General features: G+C 69.8%; 20 protein-coding genes and 1 riboswitch. Of the genes, 10 read left to right on the top strand and 10 right to left on the bottom strand.

Features of this window, described 5'->3' with window-relative positions; all coding sequences use genetic code 11:
• The first annotated feature begins 21 nt into the window (after nt 1-21).
• Nucleotides 22-801, top strand: a complete 780-nt coding sequence (locus JNB50_RS01950; RefSeq protein WP_208038438.1) for a 3-hydroxyacyl-CoA dehydrogenase — start codon at nt 22-24, stop codon at nt 799-801.
• A 169-nt stretch (nt 802-970) separates the two neighbouring features.
• On the opposite strand, the gene JNB50_RS01945 is transcribed toward JNB50_RS01950, so the two are convergent.
• Nucleotides 971-2,428 carry a helix-turn-helix transcriptional regulator gene (locus JNB50_RS01945; protein ID WP_208038437.1) on the bottom strand — a complete coding sequence of 486 codons (1,458 nt, stop codon included), beginning with the start codon at nt 2,426-2,428 and terminating at the stop codon, nt 971-973.
• Nucleotides 2,429-2,545: 117 nt separating this feature from the next.
• On the opposite strand from JNB50_RS01945, the gene JNB50_RS01940 reads away from it, so the two are divergent.
• Nucleotides 2,546-4,450, top strand: coding sequence for a phosphoenolpyruvate carboxykinase (GTP) (locus JNB50_RS01940; protein ID WP_208038436.1), 1,905 nt, complete (start codon nt 2,546-2,548; stop codon nt 4,448-4,450).
• Nucleotides 4,451-4,533: 83 nt separating this feature from the next.
• Here JNB50_RS01940 and JNB50_RS01935 read toward each other — a convergent pair whose 3' ends face one another.
• Complete coding sequence (locus tag JNB50_RS01935; protein ID WP_208038435.1) at nt 4,534-6,510, bottom strand: ABC transporter ATP-binding protein; 1,977 nt, start codon at nt 6,508-6,510, stop codon at nt 4,534-4,536.
• Between the two features lie 110 nt (nt 6,511-6,620).
• On the opposite strand from JNB50_RS01935, the gene JNB50_RS01930 reads away from it, so the two are divergent.
• The 4 genes from JNB50_RS01930 to JNB50_RS01915 all read left to right on the top strand — a co-directional run bounded on the left by JNB50_RS01930 (nt 6,621) and on the right by JNB50_RS01915 (nt 9,715).
• Nucleotides 6,621-7,547, top strand: coding sequence for an ABC transporter ATP-binding protein (locus JNB50_RS01930; protein WP_208038434.1), 927 nt, complete (start codon nt 6,621-6,623; stop codon nt 7,545-7,547).
• Nucleotides 7,544-8,389, top strand: a complete 846-nt coding sequence (locus JNB50_RS01925) for an ABC transporter permease (protein WP_208038433.1) — start codon at nt 7,544-7,546, stop codon at nt 8,387-8,389. The genes JNB50_RS01930 and JNB50_RS01925 overlap by 4 nt, the downstream gene beginning before the upstream one ends.
• Entirely contained in the window at nt 8,386-9,216 is an 831-nt protein-coding gene (locus JNB50_RS01920) for an ABC transporter permease (RefSeq protein WP_208038432.1), read from the top strand. Before JNB50_RS01925 ends, JNB50_RS01920 begins: the two co-directional genes overlap by 4 nt.
• A 70-nt stretch (nt 9,217-9,286) precedes the next feature.
• Nucleotides 9,287-9,715: a DUF2269 family protein gene (locus JNB50_RS01915; protein ID WP_208038431.1), complete on the top strand. Its 429-nt coding sequence runs from the start codon at nt 9,287-9,289 to the stop codon at nt 9,713-9,715.
• 24 nt (nt 9,716-9,739) lie between these two features.
• Here JNB50_RS01915 and ribH read toward each other — a convergent pair whose 3' ends face one another.
• From ribH to JNB50_RS01890, 5 genes are all read right to left on the bottom strand, one after another.
• Nucleotides 9,740-10,216, bottom strand: coding sequence for a 6,7-dimethyl-8-ribityllumazine synthase (gene ribH / locus JNB50_RS01910; protein ID WP_208038430.1), 477 nt, complete (start codon nt 10,214-10,216; stop codon nt 9,740-9,742).
• Nucleotides 10,213-11,511, bottom strand: coding sequence for a GTP cyclohydrolase II (gene ribA, locus JNB50_RS01905; RefSeq protein WP_208038429.1), 1,299 nt, complete (start codon nt 11,509-11,511; stop codon nt 10,213-10,215). Before ribA ends, ribH begins: the two co-directional genes overlap by 4 nt.
• Nucleotides 11,508-12,155 (bottom strand): riboflavin synthase, encoded by a 648-nt coding sequence (locus JNB50_RS01900; RefSeq protein WP_208038428.1) that lies wholly within the window; start codon nt 12,153-12,155, stop codon nt 11,508-11,510. Before JNB50_RS01900 ends, ribA begins: the two co-directional genes overlap by 4 nt.
• 2 nt (nt 12,156-12,157) lie before the next feature.
• Nucleotides 12,158-13,222 (bottom strand): bifunctional diaminohydroxyphosphoribosylaminopyrimidine deaminase/5-amino-6-(5-phosphoribosylamino)uracil reductase RibD, encoded by a 1,065-nt coding sequence (ribD, locus tag JNB50_RS01895; RefSeq protein ID WP_208038427.1) that lies wholly within the window; start codon nt 13,220-13,222, stop codon nt 12,158-12,160.
• Between the two features lie 92 nt (nt 13,223-13,314).
• A riboswitch (FMN riboswitch) is annotated at nt 13,315-13,466 on the bottom strand.
• Between the two features lie 124 nt (nt 13,467-13,590).
• Nucleotides 13,591-14,595, bottom strand: a complete 1,005-nt coding sequence (locus JNB50_RS01890; protein WP_208038426.1) for a sugar-binding transcriptional regulator — start codon at nt 14,593-14,595, stop codon at nt 13,591-13,593.
• Between the two features lie 126 nt (nt 14,596-14,721).
• Between JNB50_RS01890 and JNB50_RS01885 the strand changes: the two genes are divergently transcribed.
• The 4 genes from JNB50_RS01885 (at nt 14,722) to JNB50_RS01870 (ending at nt 20,359) form a co-directional block, all read left to right on the top strand.
• On the top strand, nt 14,722-16,461 hold the full coding sequence (locus JNB50_RS01885) for a glycerol-3-phosphate dehydrogenase/oxidase (RefSeq protein ID WP_307794570.1): 1,740 nt from the start codon (nt 14,722-14,724) through the stop codon (nt 16,459-16,461).
• Between the two features lie 175 nt (nt 16,462-16,636).
• Nucleotides 16,637-17,368, top strand: coding sequence for an MIP/aquaporin family protein (locus JNB50_RS01880; RefSeq protein WP_243767907.1), 732 nt, complete (start codon nt 16,637-16,639; stop codon nt 17,366-17,368).
• A gap of 75 nt (nt 17,369-17,443) precedes the next feature.
• Nucleotides 17,444-18,958, top strand: coding sequence for a glycerol kinase GlpK (gene glpK, locus JNB50_RS01875; protein ID WP_208038423.1), 1,515 nt, complete (start codon nt 17,444-17,446; stop codon nt 18,956-18,958).
• 135 nt (nt 18,959-19,093) lie between these two features.
• Nucleotides 19,094-20,359 carry an LCP family protein gene (locus JNB50_RS01870; RefSeq protein ID WP_208038422.1) on the top strand — a complete coding sequence of 422 codons (1,266 nt, stop codon included), beginning with the start codon at nt 19,094-19,096 and terminating at the stop codon, nt 20,357-20,359.
• Nucleotides 20,360-20,384: 25 nt separating this feature from the next.
• Here the strand turns inward: JNB50_RS01870 and JNB50_RS01865 are convergent, their stop codons facing one another.
• The 3 genes from JNB50_RS01865 to trpS are packed head-to-tail and all read right to left on the bottom strand — an operon-like array spanning nt 20,385 to nt 22,746.
• The gene (locus JNB50_RS01865; protein WP_208038421.1) at nt 20,385-21,137 is read right to left on the bottom strand and encodes an HAD family hydrolase; all 753 of its coding nucleotides are present in this window, start codon (nt 21,135-21,137) and stop codon (nt 20,385-20,387) included.
• Nucleotides 21,134-21,736, bottom strand: a complete 603-nt coding sequence (locus JNB50_RS01860; RefSeq protein ID WP_208038420.1) for a GNAT family N-acetyltransferase — start codon at nt 21,734-21,736, stop codon at nt 21,134-21,136. Before JNB50_RS01860 ends, JNB50_RS01865 begins: the two co-directional genes overlap by 4 nt.
• On the bottom strand, nt 21,736-22,746 hold the full coding sequence (gene trpS / locus JNB50_RS01855; RefSeq protein WP_208038419.1) for a tryptophan--tRNA ligase: 1,011 nt from the start codon (nt 22,744-22,746) through the stop codon (nt 21,736-21,738). The genes JNB50_RS01860 and trpS overlap by 1 nt, the downstream gene beginning before the upstream one ends.
• Between the last annotated feature and the right edge of the window lie 72 nt (nt 22,747-22,818).

The following is a 22,818-nucleotide window of genomic DNA, read 5'->3' as shown; positions in this document are numbered from 1 at the left end:
CCTTCGGACGAAAGGACACTCATGCAGATCGACGGATGTTCGGCCCTCGTGACCGGCGGCGCGAGCGGCCTCGGCAACGCCACAGCCCGGGCACTGACGGAGGCGGGCGCGCGCGTCGTGATCGTCGACCTCCCCAGCTCGGAGGGCGAGAAGGCCGCGGTCGCCCTCGGTCCGCACGCACGGTTCGTCGCGGCCGACGTCACCGACGTCGAGCAGGTGCAGGAGGCCGTCCAGACCGCGAGCGCGCTCGCTCCGCTGCGGATCGTGGTCAACTGCGCGGGCATCGCGACGGCTCAGAAAGTGCTGGGCCGAGACGGCGTCCTCCCGCTGGAGAGCTTCGAACGGGTGATCAAGGTCAACCTGATCGGAACCTTCAACGTGGTGAGACTGGCCGCTGCGGCCATGGTCGAGACCGAGCCGGTGGGGGAGGACGTGCCGGGAGGCCGAGAGCGCGGCGTCATCGTGAACACCGCCTCCGTCGCCGCGTTCGACGGCCAGATCGGCCAGCCGGCGTACTCGGCGTCGAAGGGCGGCGTCGCGGCGATGACGCTTCCGCTGGCCCGGGAGTTCGCGCGCAGCCTGATCCGGGTGGTCACCATCGCGCCCGGCATCTTCGAGACGCCGATGATGGCGGGGCTGCCGCAGGCGGCGCAGGACTCGCTCGCCGCGCAGGTGCCGCACCCGTCGCGGCTCGGCCGGCCGGCCGAGTACGCGCAGCTCGTGCGTGCGATCGTCGAGAACCCGATGCTCAACGGCGAGACGATCCGCCTCGACGGCGCCATCCGCATGCAGCCCAAGTAACCCCAGCCCGCCGCCCCCCGCCCCCCGACATTCGTCACGAATGTCGACATTCGTGCCACGATTCTCGACATTCGTGACGAATCGCCCCGGCTCCCGCGGCGCCGGGGAAGGCGACATTCGTGACGAATGTGCACATTCGTGCCACGAATGTCGAGATTCGTGACGAATCTCAGACGCCGGAGTGGGCCTCCAGGAACGTGTATACGTCGGAGTCGTCGACGCCGGGGAACGATCCCGACGGCAGGGGCGAGAGGATGTGCGCGTGCAGGCGCGCGCTGGGCCACGCCTTGCCCGCCCAGTGCCCGGTCAGCGCGGCAGGGGCGCGCTTGCAGCACGACTCGTCCGGGCAGCGCGACTCCGCCCGCTCCGTCGTCTCCCGGCCGCGGAACCACTTGGCCTGGTCGAACGGCACGCCGACGCTGATCGAGAACCCGCCGTCCGCGGTGCTGCCCGTCTGCGTCGAGCACCAGAACGTGCCGGCGGGAGTGTCGGTGTACTGGTAGAACTCCGTCGTGCGGTTGGTGCGCGCGAAGGCGTTGCGGGCGCCCCACTTGCGGCACACCACCTGTCCCTCGATCGAGCCGGTCACATCGGTCGGCAACGGCAGGCTGTCGTTCTCGTAGCCCTTGTAGAGCGTGCCGTCGTCGCCGACGCGCAGGAAGTGCAGGGGCATGTCCAGATGCCGCGTCGCCAGGTTGGTCAGGCGCAGCGCCGCGGCCTCGTGCGTCACCCCGAAGGCGTCGCGGAAATCCTCCACGGCGAGGTCCTTCTCCTTCTTCGCCTGCTGCAGGAAGGCGACGGCCGCCTCCTCGGGCATCAGGCAGCAGGCCGCGAAGTAGTTGATCTCCAGCCGCTGCCGGAGGAAGTCCGCGTAGCTGGCCGGCCGCTCGTGCCCCAGCAGCCGGTGCGCCATCGCCTGCAGCGCCATCGACCGGAGGCCGTGGCCGCCGGGGATCGAGGCAGGAGGCAGGTAGATCCGCCCGTTCTCGAGGTCGGTGATCGAGCGCGTCGACCGTGGCAGATCGTCCACGTAGATGAGCTCGAAGCCCAGCTGCTCCGCCATCACGCTCACCTCGCGGTGGGTGAGGGCCCCGCGGACGTGTCCGGAGGCGCGCACGCGCTCCTCGGCGAGCCGCTCGATGTCCGGGATGTAGTTGTCCTGTCCGCGCATCCGCTCCCGCAGCTCCGTGTTCGCCCTGCGTGCCTCCTCGGGCGTCGCGATCGCCTCGGTGGCCCGGCGGGCGAGCTCGCGGTGGAGGCCGACGAGGGCCTCCAGCGTCTCGGTCGGCGTGCCCTTCGTCGGTTTGACCGTCGGGAGGCCGAGGGAGCCGTAGAGCGTGCCGCGCTGGGCGCGCGAGAGCTCGATCTCCAGGGCGGCACGCTCGTCCGGCGGCTCGGCGGAGAGCAGGTCGGCCAGCTGCACCCCCAGCGCGGACGCCAGGGTGCCGAGGAGGGAGATGCGCGGCTCGCGCTTGCCGTTCTCGATCAACGAGAGCTGGCTGGCGGCCACCCCTGCGGCGGTGCCGAGCTCGTCGAGCGTCAGACCGCGCTGCGTGCGGAAATACCGGATGCGGTGGCCGAGGGTGGCGACGTCGGCGGTCACCGGCTCGGAGGCGAGGGAGTCCATGCCTTCACGATAGCGAAAGAATCCTGATTCTTTAGCTGTGGTTTTCGGTTCGAAGCGGTGAATCCTGCTCGATGCTGGATTCAGACCCCGATCTTTCCGAACGAGAGGACCTCCGGAATGAGCATCGCCGAGCTTCCCCGGACCGCGCACACCCCGTCCGACGACGACCGGTCCGACGACGACCGCGCCCACCGCGAGCAGACCGCCTACCCGGAAGGCATCGCCGGTCTGACCGGCCTCGACGGCCTCCGGGCCTGGGTCGCCGGCATCGCCGACCTGACCCAGCCCGAGTCGATCGTCTGGTGCGACGGAACCCCCGGCGAGGAGGACCGCCTCACCAAGCTGCTCGTCGCCGAGGGCAAGCTCATCCGGTTGAACCCGGAATGGCGTCCGAACAGCTTCCTCGCCCGCACCGACCCCGGTGATGTCGCCCGCGTGGAGGATCGCACCTTCATCTGCTCCCTCGACGAGCAGGATGCCGGCCCGACGAACAACTGGCGTGAGCCGGAGGCCATGCGCGCCGAGCTGCGCGACGTCTTCGCCGGCAGCATGCGCGGCCGCACGATGTACGTCGTCCCGTTCTCGATGGGTCCGGTCGGCGGCCCGATCTCGCAGGTGGGCGTCGAGCTGACCGACTCCGCCTACGTCGCCGTGAGCATGGCGAAGATGACGCGCGTGACGAGCGCCGTGCTCGACCTGATCGACGCCGGGCAGCCGTGGGTGCCGACCGTGCACAGCGTGGGCGCTCCGCTGATCGACGACGCCGGCGTGCGGCACGACGACGTGGCCTGGCCGTGCAACGAGACCAAGTACATCGTCCAGTTCCCCGAGACGCGGGAGGTCTGGTCGTACGGCTCGGGCTACGGCGGCAACGCCATCCTCGCCAAGAAGGCCTTCGCGCTGCGGATCGCCTCGGCCATGGCGCGCGACGAGGGCTGGCTCGCCGAGCACATGCTGCTCATCAAGGTCACCTCGCCGGAGGGCCGCGCCTTCCACTTCGCGGCGGCGTTCCCGTCGGCGTGCGGCAAGACGAACCTCGCGATGCTGCGCCCGACCATCCCGGGCTGGACCGTCGAGACCATCGGCGACGACATCGCCTGGCTGCGTCAGGGGCCAGACGGCCGCCTGCGCGCCATCAACCCGGAGGCCGGCTTCTTCGGCGTCGCCCCTGGAACCGGCGAGCTGACCAACAAGACGGCGGTCGAGACGCTCTGGGGCAACACGATCTTCACCAACGTGGCGCTGCGCGACGACGGCGACGTGTGGTGGGAGGGCCTGACCGAGGAGCCTCCCGCGCACCTCATCGACTGGGAGGGCAACGACTGGACGCCGGCGAGTGGACGCCCGGCCGCGCACCCGAACTCCCGGTTCACCGTGTCCGCCGCGCAGTGCCCGTCCATCGCAGACGACTGGGACGCGTTCGACGGCGTGCCGATCGACGCGATCCTGTTCGGTGGCCGTCGCGCGACCAACGTGCCCCTGGTGGCGCAGGCGCGCGACTGGAAGCACGGCGTCTTCATCGGTGCGACGGTCTCGTCCGAGAAGACCGCCGCCGCCGAGGGCACCGTGGGCGAGCTGCGGCGTGACCCGTTCGCGATGCTCCCGTTCTGCGGGTACAACATGGCCGACTACTGGGGCCACTGGCTGGAGGTCGGCGAGCAGCTCGGCGAGAACGCCCCCGCGGTGTTCCAGGTCAACTGGTTCCGCAAGGGTGACGACGGGCGCTTCCTGTGGCCGGGCTTCGGCGAGAACTCGCGCGTGATCGAGTGGATCGCCCGTCGGGTGGAGGGTTCGGCCGATGCCGTCTCGACGCCCATCGGCCGGCTCCCGCGGCTCGAGCAGCTCGATCTCGACGGCCTCGACCTCCCGGAGGCCGACGTCGCCGAGCTGTTCGAGGTCGACCGCGACAGCTGGCTCGCCGAGTGCGACCTCACCGAGGAGTACTTCGAGCAGTTCGGCACCCGCGTCCCCGCCGCACTGCGGGCCGAGCTCGCGTCCCTCCGCTACCAGCTCCGCGCCTGACCGCGGACACCGGCTATCGCTTCCTCACTTCCTCCCGCCCACGCACGGCGTGTTGCGGGAAGAAGTGAGGAAGCGATGGCTGCTCAGACGAGGAGTTGGTGCTTGGCGAGGTCGCGGTAGAGGGGAGTGCTCGCGACGAGCTCGGAGTGGGTTCCCACACCGACGACGCGGCCGTGGTCGAGCACGACGATCTGATCGCTGTCGACGACGGTGGACAGCCGGTGAGCGATCACCAGCATGGTGCGGTCCTCCGCCACCGCGTCGATCGCCTCCCGCATCAGCTGCTCGTTGCGCCCGTCGAGGCTCGACGTCGACTCGTCGAGCAGCAGCACGGGCGGTGCCGCGAGCAATGCGCGAGCGATCGCGAGCCGCTGGCGCTCGCCGCCGGAGAGCATGATGCCGTCTTCGCCGACCGGGGCGTCGAGCCCGAGGTCGCTGCGCTCCAACACCTCGGTGAGGTTGACCGCGTGGAGGACGTCGATGCACTCCTGGTCCGTCGCGTCCGGCGTGGCGAGGCGCAGGTTGTCGCGCAGCGAGCCCGCGAGCACCGGGGCGTCCTGCTCCACGTAGCCGATGTTCGAGCGGAGGGCGACGCGGTCGAGCGTGCGGACGTCCATCCCGCCGAAGCGCACCTGGCCCGCCTCGGGGTCGTAGAAGCGCTCGATCAAGGCCAGGATGGTCGACTTGCCCGCGCCGGACGGCCCGACCAGCGCGGTCCGCTTGCCGCGGGGGACGCTGAAGCTGACACCGTGCAGGACGCCGCCGGGGGAAGCCTCGGGAGCGTCTGATCCAAGCCCTGCTGCGGCCTCCGCCTCGGCCACGACATCGACGCCGCCGAGGGCCTCGAACGCGATGGCCTCGGTGTCCGTCGGCGCCGGACGGTCTTGCGGAGCCGGCTCCCCGGCCGTCGACGGATACGCGAACTCCACATCGACGAACTCGATCGCGGGCGCGCCGGGCGCGAGTCCCTCGTTCGCCACGCCGACGGTCAGCGCCAGCGGGGCGATCTCGCGGTCGTGCTGGTCCTCGGTGGGCAGGTCGAGGATCTCCTGGATGCGGCCGAGCGCTCCGAGGGCCGAGTTGACGGCGGTGATGGCTCCGAACGCCTGGCCGAGCGGCAGGATCATCATGAACAGGAAGAGGATGAACGCCACCAGGTTGGCGACGGTGATCGCCCCGCTGGCTACGCGGAAGCCGCCGACGCCGAGAACCACCAGGAACGACACCTGCATCGCGATGCCGGCGACCGGAACGACGAGCGCCGAGATCTTCGCGACCCGGATGCCCATCCGCCACGCGCCGGTCGCATCGTCGTCCACCGCCGCGATCTCACGCTCGGTGGCGTTGGCCGCGCGGATGGTGCGTACCGAGCTGATCGCCCGCTCCACCGCGGCGGCCAGATCGCCGACCTTCGTCTGCGCCTTCTGGCTGGCGACGCGGATGCGGCCGGAGAGCAGCGTGACGACGACGATCGAGACGGCCACCACCAGCACGGTGAGGCCCAGGAGCACCGGGTCGATGATGAGCATCGCGATGAGCGCCCCGATGAACGTGAGAGCGCCGCCGATGGCTTCCACGAGCCCCTGCGTGAGCACCGCGCGCAGCAGTGTGGTGTCGGAGCCGACGCGCGACACGAGGTCGCCGGTGCGGCGCGTGTCGAACTCGCTGATCGGCAGCCGCAGCAGGCGGGCGACCAGCTTGCGCCGCGACGACAGCACGACGCCCTCTCCGGTGCGCTGCAGGAGGTAGTGCTGGTAACCCGAGATGAGCGCGGAGACGACGACAAGGGCCACGAGCCCCCAGACGATGCCGTTCAGCGGCTCGCCCTTGCCGACCAGGGTGATCACCTGACTGACCAGCAGCGGTTGCGCGAGGCTCGCCGCCGCACCCAGCACGCTCAGCACCACGACGACCGAGAGCACCGCGCGGTGCTCGAGGAGGTAGGGGAGGAGCTGGCTGAACCGTGCGCGTGGACCGCTGTCCGCCTCCCGCCGGGCGAAGGGCGAACGTCGACGCGGGGGAGCGCTGGGCGCGGAGCGAGCGCTGGTCTCGGAGCTCATGGGGGTTCCTTCGAAGAGGGATCGGGATGCTGCTTCGACCGTACTTGCTGTGGACTGCCTGTTTGCTGAAACTCCGGGGATGTCGGACGACCGGGATACAGTGCTGAACTATGCCGACGTCTGTCATCACCGCCACCGATCTGGTCAAGAAGTACAAGGACTTCGCGGCCGTGGACGGCATCAGCTTCGAGGTCGAGGCGGGGGAGTCGTTCGGCCTGCTCGGACCGAACGGCGCAGGCAAGTCGACGACGATGCGCATGATCGGTGCCGTCTCCACGCGCACGGCCGGCGAGCTGAGCATCCTCGGGCTCGACCCCGACCGGTACGGGCCGGAGATCCGGTCGCAGCTCGGCGTGGTGCCGCAGTCCGACAACCTCGACACCGAGCTGCGCGTGCGCGACAACCTCATCGTCTACGGGCGCTACTTCGGCCTCCCATCGGCACACGTGCGCAGGCGCGCCGACGAGCTGCTGGCGTTCGCCCAGCTCGAAGACAAGGCCAAGGCGAAGGTCGACGACCTCTCCGGCGGCATGAAGCGCCGGCTGACCATCGCGCGGGCGCTCATCAACGACCCGCGCATCCTGCTGCTCGACGAACCGACGACCGGGCTCGATCCCCAGGCCAGGCACATCCTCTGGGACCGGCTGTTCCGGCTCAAAGAATCCGGCACCACCCTTCTCCTCACCACGCACTACATGGACGAGGCCGAGCAGCTCTGCGATCGCCTGGTCGTCGTCGACAAGGGCACGATCATGGCGGAGGGCACTCCGGCCTCGCTCATCCGCGAGTACTCGACCCGCGAGGTGCTGGAAGTGCGGTTCGGCTCCGACCGCAACGCGGAGGTCGCCCCACGTCTCGAGGGCATCGGCGAGCGGATCGAGGTGCTTCCCGACCGCATCCTGGTCTACAGCGACGACGGGGAGGCCGAGCTCGCGCGGCTGACCGAGCGCGGGCTGCACCCGATCACCAGCCTCGTGCGCCGCTCGAGCCTCGAAGACGTGTTCCTGCGGCTCACCGGTCGGAGCCTGATCGAATGAGCGCGACCGCATCGGTGGACGAAGGCGCACGCGCGGCTCTCGCCGGCGCGGGCAGACCGCGCCGGTTCGGCGCCTGGTACGTGGCGGAGCACCGCTTCCGGGTGATGCGCGCCTACCTGCAGACACTGCTAGTCACGGGCTTCGGCAACCCGTTCCTCTACCTGTTCGCGATGGGCGTCGGCCTGGGGAGCCTGGTCAGCGCCAACCTGGGCCCGACCGCGGTGAACGGCGTGAGCTACCTGGCCTTCGTCGCGCCCGCGCTGCTGTGCACGGCGGCCGTCACGGTCGCGAGCGAGGAGTTCACCTACCCGGTGATGCTGGGCTTCAAATGGAACCCGACGTTCCTCGGGATCAGCGCCTCCCCGATCTCTGCGGGCCAGATCATCGACGGCGTGGTCATCTCCGTGGTGGCGCGGCTGCTGGGCACGAGCATCGTCTACTACGCGTTCATGCTGCTGTTCGGGGCCGTGCCTAGCCCGTGGGGCTGGCTCGCGATCCTGGTCGCGACCCTGGGCGGCCTCGCGTTCGGCGCACCGGTCATGGCGTACGTCGCCACACTGGAGCAGGACACCGGCCAGATCGCGATGCTCATGCGCTTCGTGCTGCTGCCGATGACGCTGTTCTCCGGCACGTTCTTCCCCCTGTCGACGATGCCGCCGTACCTCCAGTGGATCGGGTGGATCTCCCCGCTCTGGCACTCCACCGAGCTGTCGCGCGTGTTCGCGTACGGGTATGCGGAGCCGCTGTGGCTGACCCTCGTCCACGTCGTCTATCTGGTCGGTCTCTTCGTCGTCTTCTGGCTGTGGGCCAGGCGCATCGCCGCGAGGAGGCTGAACAAGTGACCACCACGCGCGATCCTTTCGTCGCCGCCGTGACGCGGGCGCGCCCACTGCGCGCGCTCTACGCCGGCAACGCCCGCTCCGTGATGCAGCGTGGCTGGTCGGCCACCCGCAGCACGAACTGGCTGGTGATCGTCTCCGGCTTCTTCGAGCCGATCTTCTACCTGCTGTCGCTCGGCGTCGGCTTCGGTGCGCTGGTCGGCACGGTCACGACGGCGGGAGGTGAGCACGTGCCCTACGCCGCGTTCATCGCTCCGGCCCTGCTGGCCACCGCCGCCATGAACGGCGCGGTCTACGACTCCACCTGGAACGTCTTCTTCAAGATGCACTTCGCCAAGCTGTACGAGGGGATGCTGTCCACCTCCCTCGGCCCGCTCGATGTCGCGCTGGGGGAGATCCTGCTCGCCCTGCTGCGCGGCGCCCTGTACGCGGCCGGGTTCATGGTCGTGATGCAGGTGCTCGGGCTGAACCTGTCGTGGTGGGCGCTGCTCGCCCTCCCGGCCGTGCTGCTGATCGCGTTCGGCTTCGCCAGCTTCGGGATGGGTGTCACCAGCTACATGAAGACGTTCCAGCAGATGGACTGGATCAACTTCATCCTGCTGCCGATGTTCCTGCTGTCGGCGACGTTCTACCCGATCACGGTCTACCCGGACTGGATCCAGAAGATCATCATGGCGCTGCCGCTCTGGCACGGTGTCGAGCTGGTCCGCGGTCTCACGACGGGCGCCGTCGATCCCGGGATGCTCTGGCACGTGCTGTACTTCACGGTGATGATCGCGCTCGGACTGGTGCTCACCACGCGCCGACTGCGTGCGCTCTTCCTCGACTGAGGGGGCCGAGGTCGTCGACTGAGGAGTCGGGGTCGTCGGCTCAGTTCATGCCGATCGGTAGGCTGACGGTATGGAAACCCTTTTCGCCGTGCTGCATGTCGTGTCCGCCGTCTTCATCGTCGGACCGATGGCCATCCTCCCGATGACGGCCATGCGCGCTGTCCGAGCGGGCAACGCCGATCAGGTGCAGGTCCTCGCCAAGTCGACCAACCTGATCTCGCTGCTGTCGCTGCTGGTGGTCTTCTTCGGCTTCGGGGTCATGGGACTGGCCGACAAGAAGTACGACCTGAGCATCGGCACGCCGTGGATCCTGTGGTCGATCATCCTCTACGTGGTCGCCCTCGGGCTGACGCTCTTCCTCGTGGTGCCGACCATGCGCCGGGCGGCGGATGCGATTCGCGGCGGAGAGACGTCGAAATACCCGGCCATCGCCGCGGGCTCCGGCGTCGCCAGCCTGCTCCTGGTCGCGGTCGTGGTGCTGATGGTCTGGAAGCCGTAGCCTCCAGACCACCCGACACCACGCTTAGCGGCGCAGCTCCCGCAGAGCGACCGCGGTGGCGAGCGCCGCGTGCGCGGCCTCCTCGCCCTTGTCTTCCCGCGAGCCCGGGAGGCCGGCGCGATCGATGCCCTGGGCCTCGTCGTCGAGCGTGAGCACCCCGAAGCCGACCGGCTTGCCGGTGTCGAGCGCGACCCGGGTCAGACCGTCGGTCGCGGCGGACGACACGTACTCGAAGTGCGGGGTTCCGCCGCGGATGATCACGCCGAGGGCGACGACCGCGTCGGCGCCCGCGTCGAGCGCAGCCTTGCTGACGACGGGGAGCTCGAAGCTGCCGGGGACGCGCACGAGGGAGTAGTCCGCGCCTGCGGCCTGCAGCGTCCTGGTCGCCCCGGCAATGAGGCCGTCGGTGATCAGCTCGTGCCAGGTGCCCGCGACGATCACGACCTCCAGCCCGCTGCCGTCGACGGCCTCCGTCGTCTTCGGGGCTCCGGCTCCGCTCATCGTGCTGTCCTCTCCGCCGCCACCGCGGCCGTTCCGTCGGACCCGTCCTCCGGGTCGATCTCGTCGATCACGTGACCCATGCGGTCGCGCTTGGTCTCCAGGTACCCCTCGTTGAAGACGCCGACGCCCACGACGAGCGGGACGCGCTCCTCGACGGCGATGCCGTGCTCCTCCAGCTGGCGCACTTTCTCGGGGTTGTTGGTCAGCAGTCGCACCGACTCGATCCCGAGGTCGTTCAGGATCGCCGTCGCCGCGCCGTAGTCGCGCGCGTCGATCGGCAGGCCCAGCGCCAGGTTGGCGTCGAGCGTGTCGAGGCCGTCCTCCTGCAGCTTGTAGGCGCGCAGCTTGTTGATCAGGCCGATGCCGCGCCCTTCGTGGCCGCGCAGGTAGACGACGACCCCGCCCTCCCGCTGGATGGTGGCGAGCGCCGCGTCGAGCTGCGGCCCGCACTCGCACTTCAGCGAGCCGAACGCCTCGCCGGTCAGGCACTCCGAGTGCACGCGCACCAGGGTCCCCTCCGCGCTCGGGTGGCCGGAGACGATCGCGACGTGGTCGGCGCCGGTCATCCGGTCGCGGTAGGCGCGCATCCGGAACGACCCGTTCACGGTCGGCACCGTCGTCTCCACCTCGAAGATGACGCGCGACGACTCGGGGATCGGCGTGGGGGAGGCCAGCTGCTGGTCGCAGTGGAACTCCTGCAGGTACGCGATGAGCGCCTCGATCGTGATCACCAGCACGCCCTCGCGCTCGCCGAGCTCGAGGAGGCCGGGGAGTCGCATCATCTCGCCGTCGTCTGCGACGATCTCGGCGATCGCGGCGACCGGGGTGAGACCGGCGAGCTTCAGGAGGTCGACCGACGCCTCGGTGTGGCCGTCGCGCTCGCGCACGCCGCCGTCCACCGCGCGCAGCGGAAGGATGTGGCCGGGGCGGTGCAGGCTGGCGGGGGTCGAGTCGGCGTCCGCGAGCACCCGCAGGGTGTGCGAGCGGTCGGCCGCGCTGATGCCTGTCGACAGCCGGTCGGCGGCGTCGACGCTCACCGTGTAGTTGGTGCCGCGGGCGTCCTCGTTGTTCGCGACCATCACGGGGAGCTCGAGCCGGTCGGCGATCTCGTTCGTCATCGGGGCGCAGATGAAGCCGGACGAGTTCTTGACCGTCCAGGCGATCCACTCCTGGCTGGCGAGCTCGGCGGCGATCACCACGTCGCCCTCGTTCTCGCGGCTCTCGTTGTCGACCACGATCACGGGTCGCCCCGCTCGCAGCTCCGTGAGGGCCTCTGGGATGGTGGCGAGGGTCATGACGCACTCCGTTCTGTCAGCGTCTGCCGTTCGGTCAGCGACGGCTCCAGGGCGAGCATCCGCTCGACGTGCCGTGCCAGGATGTCGGTTTCGATGTTCACGCGGTCGCCGGGCACGCGGTCGCCCAGCGTCGTGGCGGTCAGGGTCTCCGGGATCAGGGACACCTCGAACCAGCCGTCCTCGCGCCCGCCGCCGACGTCGCTCACGGTGAGCGAGACGCCGTCGATCGCGATGGAGCCCTTGCGAGCGACCAGTGGAGCGTGCTCCGGGTCGAGGCTCAACCGGACGACGCGCCACGCGCTGCCGTCCTCGACGGACTGCACCGTGGCGGTGCCGTCGATGTGGCCCTGGACGATGTGGCCGCCGAGGCGGTCGCCGACCTGGGCGGCGCGTTCGAGGTTGACCCTGCGTCCCGGCTGCACGTCGTCGAGCGTGCTCATCGCGAGTGTCTCCGCCATCACGTCGGCGGTGAAGGACTCGGCGTCCTGGCCGATCACCGTGAGGCAGACGCCGCTGACCGAGATGGAGTCGCCGTGGGCGGCGTCGCTGACCGCGAGCGGCCCGCGGACCGTGATCCTGGCCGCGTCGGCGACTCGCTCGACAGCGGTGATCTCGCCCAGCTCTTCGATGATTCCGGTGAACACGCTCAGCCCTCCTGGTGGGTGATGCCGCCCTGGTCGGCGGTCGTGGGTGTGGCGACGGGCACGGCCCGCAGGTAGAGGTCGCCGCCGAGACGCTCGACGTCGAGGATGCGCAGCCGTCGCTGGTCGGCGATGGTGGCGACGCCGATGTCGCCCAGTGCGAACCGCGGTCCGCCGAGGAGCGAGGGCGCCAGGTAGATCGCGAACTCGTCGACCAGGCCGGCCTCCACGAACGCGCTGGCCAGCGTCGGGCCGCCCTCGACGTACACGCGGCGGAAACCGCGCTGGCGGAGGTCGGCGACCACCTGGTGGAGGTCGTGGGTGCCCTCGAAGATCACGGGGTTCGGGTGGCGGAAGACCGCCGCGTCGTTGGGCACGGCGCGTGTGCCGACCACGACGGGGGTCGGCTGCTTGGCGAGCAGTTCGCCGGCGTCGCCGCGGGCGGTGAGGCTCGGGTCGTCGGCGAGAACGGTGCCCGTCCCGACCACGATCGCGTCGGAGGCCTCGCGCTGCTCGTGCACGCGCTGGCGGGCGGCGGCACCCGTGATCCACTTGCTGGTGCCGTCGCTCGCTGCGGCGCGGCCGTCGAGCGTGCTGGCCCACTTCACGGTGATGTACGGGCGGCCCAGTCGCGCGGCGGTCAGCCAATCGTCGAGGAAGGCCTCCGCCTCGTCGGCGAGCACGCCCCCCACCACATCGACGCCGGCCTCCCTGAGCCGCTGGGCGCCTCCGCTCGATTGGCGGCCGGGGTCTGCGACCGCATAGACGACGCGGGACACCCCCGCAGCGATGAGCGCTTCGGAGCAGGGACCGGTGAGTCCCCAGTGGTTGCACGGTTCGAGCGTCACGACGGCGGTCGCGCCGCGGGCGCCGCCTTCGGGCAGCGAGCCGAGCGCGTCGACCTCGGCGTGCGCCGTGCCGGCCCCGCGGTGGAAGCCCTCCGCGATGGTGCGCCCCTCGGCGTCGAGGATGACGCACCCGACGCGCGGGTTCACGCCGGTGGCGGGGCCGCCTTCGGCGAGCCGCAGCGCGGTGCGCATCGCCGCATCCCATTCTCCACTCGGGGTCATCCGGGCGTCGTCCTGTCTCTCGTACCGTCGAGACGTGATGCCGGGGTCGCTGGAGCGGAATGCTCGCGTTCGCCCACGGTCGTCGACCGCGGGACGTGCGCCTCCCATCCGGACTGAGCGCCCAGGCTCTCGCCTGCACGCATTACCGTCGGTGCCGGAATTCCACCGGCTCAGCAGGAGGCTGCACCTCCCGCTCGCGGACTGTCACCGCCGGTTCGGACTCTCACCGACCCCGGAGCACGTTTTTCTGTTGTCGAGTCTAGATCAACGCGCGCGCCGGCGGTCTATTCCCGACGCTCTGTGACGTCGAGGGGCACGTCGTTGTCCCTTTCGGCGCCCGAGGGGGACAACGACGTGCCCCTCGGGCGTCACGCGGCGTCGGCGACAGGCTCGCGCGGCTCCGCCAGGTCGACCAGCGCGCGGGCCGTGCCCTCGTCGACGATCAGGTCGGTGATGAGGCCGGCGGCCAGCGCGCCGCGGAGGCTGTGCACCTTCGACGGGCCGGACACGATGCAGACGCGGCGCGGCACCCGCTTGATCAGGTCGATGTCGGGGCCGCTGGCCCGCTCGTTCAGCGGGATGCCGTGGTGGCTGCCGTCCTCCCGGAAGAACACGGTCGCGACGTCGCCGACCACCCCAGACTCGTCGAGGGAGGCGTAGTCGGCGGCGTCGAGGTAGCCGCCGGCGTAGACGTGCGACCGCACCTCGGAGAACGGCGAGCCGAGGCCGAAGATGGCGACGTCCATCCGCTCCTGGATGTCGAGGATGCGGCGCGTGCTGCGCTCGCGCCACATCGCCACCTTGGTCTGCGGGTCGTCGAAGAGCGCGGGAACGGGGAACTCCTGGATGGTGCCCGAGTAGGTGTCGCCGAACCGGCGCAGGATCTCGGAGGCGTAGAGCACGCCGGTCGTGTACGTGTTGCCCGCCCCGTTGAGCTGCACGAACTCGACGTTGTGGAGGTCCTTGGGGATGAGGTGCCGGCTCAGCGCGCTCATGGTCGAGCCCCACGCGATGCCGACGGTGGTGTTGGAGTCGACGAAGCGGTCGAGAATCCGTGCAGCCGAGATGGCGACGCGCTCCAGGCGGTCGACGTCGCTGATCGCGCTGGGCATGGGCACGATGTGCGCTCCGATGCCGTAGCGGGAGTGCAGCTCCTGCTGCACACGGGTCGCCGCTTCGTGCGGCTGCGCGATCTGGATCGTGACCAGTCCCGAGGCGCGCGCATAGGAGAGGAGCCGGGAGACGCTGGAGCGCGAGGTGTGCATCTCGTGGGCGATGGCCTCCATCGTCAGGTCCTGCATGTAATACAGGTGCCCGGCCTTGAGCGCGTCGCGGACCTTCTCTGGGAGGTTCTGGGTTTCTGGTTCGGCCATCTCGGGTGCTCGCCTTCACGGGTGAGGAGCGTTGCACGTATGTGCATCCGGCTTGATCGAAGTTGTGCCGGCATCGAAGACTATAGCTGCACCCACTGCCGTACAGAAGAAAGCCAGGAGTCCGAAGTGACGACGAAGTCGAATACCCGCGCCGAGATCCAGCTGCTGCGCGAGCGCCCCAACGCCCAGGTCGTCATCGTCGGTGGCGGCATCAACGGGCTCGGAACCTTCCGCGACCTCGCCCTGCAGGGCGTCGACGTCGTGCTCGTCGAGCGCAACGACTTCGTCTCCGGTGCGTCGGCCGCCTCCAGCCACATGATCCACGGCGGCATCCGCTACCTCGAGAACGGCGAGTTCCGCCTGGTGAAGGAGTCGGTGACCGAGCGCAACGGGCTGCTGAAGATCGCGCCGCACTACGTCAAGCCGCTGCAGACCACCATCCCGATCTACTCGACCTTCTCCGGCATCCTCGCCGCTCCGCTCCGCTTCCTCACGCACAAGCAGGGAAAGCCGAAGGAGCGCGGCGCGTTCCTCATCAAGACCGGCCTCACCATCTACGACGCGTTCTCGCGCGACGGGGGCACGGTCCCGCGGCACAGCTTCCACGGCCGCACGCGCTCCCTCCAGGAGCTGCCGAAGCTCAACCCCGGCCTCAAGTACACCGCCACCTACTTCGACGCCTCGGTGCACGACCCCGAGCGGCTCGCGCTCGACGTGCTCGCCGACGGCCTGGCGGCGGGCCCGCACGCCCGTGCGGCCAACTATCTGGAGGCCGTCGGCGCCCACGATGGCGGCGTGCTGGTGCGCGACCGCGAGACCGGCGAGGAGTTCACCATCACCGCCGACGTCGTGGTCAACGCCTCCGGTCCGTGGACGGACCTCACCAACGCCGCCCTCGGCGAGACCACCCGCTTCATGGGCGGCACCAAGGGCTCGCACATCGTGGTCGACAACCCCGAACTGCTGGAGGCCTGCCGAGGCCGCGAGATGTTCTTCGAGAACAACGACGGCCGCATCGTGCTCATCTACCCGCTCAAGGGTCGCGTCATGATCGGCACGACGGACCTCGAGGCCGACATGTCGGTGCCCGCGGTCATCACCGAGGACGAGATCGACTACTTCATCGAACTGGCCTCGCACGTTTTCCCAACGATCCCGGTGACCCGCGAGCAGATCGTCTACAGCTTCTCGGGAGTGCGTCCGCTGCCGCACCACGACGACACCGCTCCCGGATTCGTGTCGCGCGACTACCGCATCGTGCCCGGCACGGTTCCCGGCCTCGGCAGCACGACCGTGCTCAGCCTGGTCGGCGGCAAGTGGACGACGTTCCGCGCACTGAGCGAGCACCTCGCCAACGAGACCCTGGCGGCGCTCGGGATGCCCCGCACGGTGCAGACGCTGGGCCTCCCGATCGGCGGCGGCGCCGGCTTCCCGACCACGCCGCAGGCCGAGCGCGACTGGGTCGCCCGCTACGGCGCAGACGTCGGCGCCGAGCGCGCGGCGGTGCTGCTGGGCCGCTACGGCACCAAGGCGACGTTCGTGATCGACGCCATCGCCGGCTGGGACGGCGACGACGTTCCGCTGGCCGCCGCGCCCTCCTACTCCCGCGCCGAGATCGACCACCTCGTGCGCACCGAGCACGTGGCCCACCTGTCCGACGTCTTCCTGCGCCGCACCAGCCTCGCGTTCACCGGTTCGATCTCCGTCGCCCTGATCCGCGAGGTCGGCGAAATCGTCGCAAACGCCCTCGGATGGTCGCCAAACCGCCGGTCGGAGGAGGAAGATGCGTTCCAAGCGGAACTGGCGACCGCCCACCGGGTGAACCTGGAGTCGGGGGACGGGAGCGAAGCCGCGGCGCTCCGATAATGCACGAACGTGCATAAGACGGTCCTTGCCCGGGTCGACCTGACGGCAATAGCGTTCAAAGGCCCACCCTGCGAGGACACTCAACGCACAACAGGGTGCGGGTCAACTGAACAACTGGAAGGTCAACGTGGACAATATCGGTATTGATTTCCTGTCTGAGCTGGTGGGAACCGCCATGCTGGTACTCCTCGGTACCGGTGTGGTCGCGAACGTCGCTCTCGCCAAGAACAAAGGCTTCAACGGCGGGTTCCTGATGGTGAACATCGGCTGGGGCATCGCGGTGTTCTCGGGTGTCGTCGTCGCCTACAACTCGGGCGCGCACCTGAACCCGGCTGTGACGCTCGGTCTGGTCGCGAACGGCGCGCCGACGTTCGGCAACGCGGCCGCCCACACCCTGGTGCCGGTCAACTTCATCACGGTGCTCCTGTACATCCTGGCTCAGCTGATCGGTGCCATCATCGGCGCCGTGCTGACGTTCCTGGCGTACAAGAAGCACTTCGACGAGGAGCCGGACCCGGGCAGCAAGCTCGGCGTCTTCTCGACCGGTCCTGCCATCCGCAGCTACGCCTGGAACCTGGTCACGGAGATCATCGGCACCTTCGTGCTGGTCTTCGTGGTGATCGCCTTCGGCCACCAGCCGGGAACGGCCGCCGGACTCGCCGCCCTCGGCGCTCTGCCCGTCGCCCTCCTGGTGATCGGCATCGGCGCCAGCCTCGGTGGTCCGACCGGCTACGCGATCAACCCGGCCCGTGACCTCGGCCCGCGCATCGCGCACGCCTTCCTGCCGATCAAGGGCAAAGGCACCAGCGACTGGTCCTACTCCTGGGTCCCCGTCGTCGGGCCGATCATCGGCGGTGTGGTGGCCGGCTGGCTCGCGCACCTGCTGCTCCCGATCCTCACCAAGTAACACCCGGGGGCCGGCCGGGGGAGACCCCGACCGGCCCTCTTCAGTCCCACCCCCAAAGAACAAAGGAGTCACCTTATGGCCGACTACGTCGTCGCTATCGACCAGGGCACAACGAGCACCAGGGCGATCATCTTCGACAAGTCCGGGTCGATCGTCTCGACTGGACAGCTGGAGCACGAGCAGATCTTCCCGAAGGCCGGGTGGGTCGAGCACGACCCGAAGGAGATCTGGAACAACACCCGCGAGGTGATCGGCCAGGCGCTGTCGAAGGCGGACCTGACCCGTCACGACATCGCGGCGGTCGGTATCACCAACCAGCGCGAGACCGCGGTGGTCTGGGACAAGAACACCGGCGAGCCGGTGTACAACGCCATCGTCTGGCAGGACACCCGCACGCAGCCGATCGTCGACCGCCTCGCCGCCGACGGCGGCGTCGAGCGCTTCAAGCAGATCGTCGGCCTCCCGCTGGCGACCTACTTCTCGGGCACCAAGATCGCGTGGATCCTCGAGAACGTGGAGGGCGCACGCGAGCGCGCCGAGCGCGGTGAGCTGCTCTTCGGCAACACCGACGCATGGGTGCTCTGGAACCTGACCGGCGGCCCCGACGGCGGCGTGCACGCCACCGACGTGACCAACGCGTCGCGCACCATGTTCATGGATCTGGAGACGCTCACCTGGCGCGACGACATCCTCGAGGCGTTCGGCGTCCCGAAGTCGATGCTCCCGGAGATCAAGAGCTCCTCCGAGGTCTACGGCACGGTCGAGTCGTCCAGCCTGCTGCGCGAGGTGCCCGTCGCCGGCATCCTCGGCGACCAGCAGGCCGCCACGTTCGGCCAGGCCGCGTTCGACCCGGGCGAGTCCAAGAACACCTACGGCACCGGCAACTTCCTCATCTTCAACACGGGTGAGGAGATCGTCCACTCCAAGAACGGCCTCCTGACGACGCTCGGCTACAAGCTGGGCGACGAGAAGTCGCACTACGCCCTGGAGGGCTCGATCGCCGTCACCGGTTCGCTGGTGCAGTGGCTGCGCGACAACCTCGGTATCATCTCCAGCGCCCCCGAGATCGAGGACCTGGCGAAGACCGTCGAGGACAACGGAGGCGCGTACTTCGTGCCCGCGTTCTCCGGACTGTTCGCGCCGTACTGGCGGGCGGACGCGCGCGGTGCCCTCGTCGGCCTCACGCGCTACGTCAACAAGGGTCACATCGCCCGCGCGGTGCTGGAGGCCACCGCCTTCCAGACCCGCGAGGTGCTGGACGCGGTCAACGCCGACTCCGGTGTCGAGCTGCAGGAGCTCAAGGTGGACGGCGGCATGATCGCCAACAACACGCTCATGCAGTTCCAGGCGGACATCCTCGGCGTGCCGGTCGTGCGACCGGTCGTCGCGGAGACGACGGCGCTGGGCGCCGCCTACGCCGCGGGTCTCGCTGTCGGCTTCTGGAGCGACCTGGACGACCTGCGCAAGAACTGGCAGGAGGACCGTCGCTGGACGCCGGACATGGAGCCAGCCGAGCGCGACCGCCAGCTGCGCCTGTGGAAGAAGGCCGTCACGAAGACGTTCGACTGGGTCGACGACGACGTGAAGTAACCTCCACGCTGTTCCACCGAACGCCGCCCGGCTCCCGTCGGGCGGCGTTCGCGCGTGCGGTCGTCGACCCGCCGTCTGTCGGTTTCCTCATCCGTGCGAGAGGTTTCCCGCAGACTGGTCGCCTACTGTGCTCGCATGAGGCATTCTTCCGTCGTGCGCCCGCTCCCTGTGCGCCACGGCCGGCTCCCCGTGCGCCGCGCGCGCGGGCCGCTGGCGCGGTTGCTCGCCTCCGGCGTCGCCGTCGTGCTGCTCGCCGTCGGCGGCATCGCCGCGTATGCGGTGCAGGACACCGTGCGCTCGCTCAAACCGTCCATCCACCTCGTGTCCGCGTCCGGCAAGTCGGTCACCCCGCCCAGCGTCGGCGCCGAGTCGGGGGCGGTCAACATCCTGCTCGCCGGCACGGACACACGCACGGGCCAGGGCGGCCAGTTCTCGTCCGCGGACGAGCTCGCCGGCAGTTCGGGCGCAGGCAACAACGACGTCACGATGGTGCTGCACCTCTCCGCCGACCACAAGCACGCGACGGTCATCAGCATCCCCCGCGACCTGATGGCGCCCATCCCGTCGTGCCCGACCTCGGGTGGCGGCTCGACGTCGCCGCAGGAAAGCGCGCAGTTCAACACCACGCTGTCGACGGGCGGGCTCTCCTGCGTCGTGCTGACGGCGGAGGCGCTCACCGGTCTCACCATCCCGTACGCCGCCGAGATCAGCTTCGACGGCGTCATCGCGATGTCCAACGCCGTGGGAGGCGTTCCCGTGTGCTTGGCGACGCCGCTCACCGACCCGTACGTGGGTTTGAAACTCCCCGCGGGGCAGCAGACCCTCGTCGGACAGGAGGCGCTCGCCTTCGTGCGCAGCCGGCACGGCGTCGGCGACGGCAGCGACCTCGGCAGGATCAGCAACCAGCAGCTCTTCCTGTCCTCCCTGCTGCGCACGATGACCAGCGCAGGAGTGCTGACGAACCCGCTGACGCTCTACACGCTGGCGAAGGCGGCGACGTCCAACCTGACCCTCTCGGACACGCTCGACTCGCCGACCACGATCGTCTCGATCGGCCTGGCGCTCAAGAGCGTTCCACTGAGCGACTTCGTGTTCCTGCAGTACCCGTCGATGACCGACCCCGACAACACCAACCGGGTCGTGCCGGAACCCTCCGGCGTTCGCGCGCTCAAGCAGGCGCTGACCACGGACACCCCCGTCGTGCTCACGGGGACGACCGGCTCCGGCACCGAGTCGGCGACGCCGGCACCGTCGGCGACGCCCAGCGCGACCCCCTCGCCCGCGCCCAGCGCCACCGCGGCGGCAGGCTCCGCTCCCACCCCGAGCCCCACCTCCGTCAGCCTCCCCTCGAACGTGACGGGCCAGACGGCGGCCCAGCAGACCTGCACCAAGGGCAACTGAGCGCGGGGCGGCGCATCGACCGTGCTCAGGCGGAGGTCGGCGCCTCCAGGCCGAGCGCGTCGGGCAGCGCGTCGAGTGAGGTGAGCTCGATCACGCCGACGGCGGCCGCCTCGGCAGCGTCCTCGGCCGGCGGAACGTCGCCGCGGCGGTTCAGCCAGACCCCGGTCAGGCCGGCGCGTGCTGCGCCGATCGCGTCCGTGCGCAGCCGGTCTCCGACGTAGACCGCCTGCTCGGGCCGCACGCCGAACTCCGAGCAGGCTTCCTCGAAGATGCGGGCGTCGGGCTTGGCGACACCCACCTCGCCGGACGCGATGAGGTGATCCATCCGGACGTCGAGGCCCACCGCCTCGACCTTGCGGCGCTGGAACGCGAGGTCGCCGTTGGTGATGAGTCCGAACCGGACACCGGGGATCGTCGCCTCGAGTGCGTCGAGACAGCGGAGGGCGTCGTGGTGGAGCGACCAGGCGGCGACGTAGTGCTCGAAGTAGTCGGCGAACCACGCGCTGGCCTCTGCGGCCCCGAGCTCGATGCCGTGCCGGGCCGCGAAGTCGCGCGCCCGCGCCTGGCGCTGGCCCTCGAAGTCGAGACGGCCGGCGAGGTAGGAGTGGTAGTGCTGCTCCTCCAGGTCGTGCCAGAGCGCCACCAGGTCGACAGCGTCCATCGTGCCGTACGGTTCGCCCAGTGTCGCGGCGTAGCGCTGGATGCCGCTCGAGACGGCCGCGCGGTGCGCGAACAGCGTGTCGTCGAGGTCGAAGAGTACGACGCGGATGCGGCTCACGCGGGCGCCTGGATGTAGGTGTACTCCGGCCAGCCGCTCGACGACTCACGCGGGTCGGTCGCCAACAGGCCGGCCTGCCAGTCGTCGCGTCGCACCCCGCGGTGGGCGACGCCGAGCCGGGCGACGCCCTCCCACTGGAAGCCGGCCCGACGCGCGACCGCCGCGCTCGCCGCGTTGCCGGCGTAGGCGTGCCACACGACGCGCTGGAGCCCCAGGCCGTCGGGCGCCTCGGCGAACGCGAAGTCGAGCACGACCTGAACGGCGCGCGCCATCCAGCCGCGTCCTCGCGCCTCTTCGGCGAGCCAGTAGCCGATCTCGCCCTCGCCCTCGTCGATGTGGTGCAGCCCGATCATCCCGTGCAGCACGTGCGTCGTCGCCTCGCGGATCGCCCACGTGCACTCGCGGCCGCTGGTCCACCCGTCGGGGACGACGCGCGTGACGAAGCCCTCGGCGTGCGTCCGCTCGTACGGCGTGGGCACGGTGGTCCACGCGGCGATGCGCGGGTCGCGGCAGAGGTCCGCGATCCTGTCGATGTCGTCGGAGCCGGGCGCCGACAGGATCAGCGGCCCGCCGGCCAACTCCCTCGGCGCCCGCACCATCAGCGTGCCCGCCGGAGCAGCCCGACCGCGTTGTACGCCTTGGCCAGCGTGCGCTCGGCGACCTCGCTCGCGCGCTCGGCGTTGCCGGCGAGGATGCGGTCGAGCTCGGCCGGGTCGCCGAGCAGGTCGAGCGCGCGCTCGCGCACCGGGCCGAACGTCTCGACCACGACCTCCACGAGCCCCTTCTTGAAGTCGCCGTAGCCTTTGCCGTCGTAGTCGAGCTCGATGTCGGCCACCGCGCGGCCGCTGAGCGCCGAATAGATGTTCAGCAGATTCGAGATGCCCGGCTTGCCCGCGCGGTCGAACGACACGACGCCGTCGGTGTCGGTGACGGCCCGCATGATCTTCTTGCGGGTCACGTCGGGCTCGTCGAGCAGCCAGATGATCCCGGCGCCCGAGTCGGCCGACTTGGACATCTTCGACTCCGGGTTCTGGAGGTCGTAGATGCGCGCACCGTCCTTCAGGATCATCGCCTGCGGCACCACGAAGGTCTCGCCGAAGCGCTTGTTGAACCGCTCGGCCAGGTCGCGCGTCAACTCGACGTGCTGGCGCTGGTCGTCGCCGACCGGGACGACCTCGGTGTCGTAGAGCAGGATGTCCGCGGCCATCAGCACCGGGTAGGCGAAGAGGCCGACGGAGGTGGCGTCGGCACCCTGCTTGGCCGACTTGTCTTTGAACTGCGTCATCCGCGACGCCTCGCCGAACCCGGTGATCGTGTTGAGCACCCAGGCCAGCTGCGCGTGCGCCGGCACGTGCGACTGCACGTACAGCGTGGAGGCGGAGGGGTCGATGCCCGCTGCGATGTACTGCGCCGCCGTGCGGCGGGTCTTCTCGCGCAGCTCCGCGGGGTCCTGCGCCACGGTGATCGCGTGCAGGTCGACGACGGAGAAGAACGCGTCGTGGGTGCTCTGCAGGTCTTTCCACTGCAGGAGCGCGCCGATGTAGTTGCCGAGGTGGAGGGAGTCCGCCGACGGCTGCATGCCGGAGTAGAGGCGGGGGAGTGTGCTCATGTCTGTGCCTTCGAAGTCGATGCCCGCTGTCGGGCTCGGGTCTGGATGGGAGTGCGGGTGCGTCTGCGGCCC

The sequence above is a fragment of the Leifsonia sp. TF02-11 genome (genome assembly GCF_017565305.1).
GTDB lineage: Bacteria > Actinomycetota > Actinomycetes > Actinomycetales > Microbacteriaceae > Leifsonia.
The sequence above is the reverse complement of the archived record's forward strand: the minus strand, read 5'-3'. Positions and strand labels throughout refer to the sequence as shown.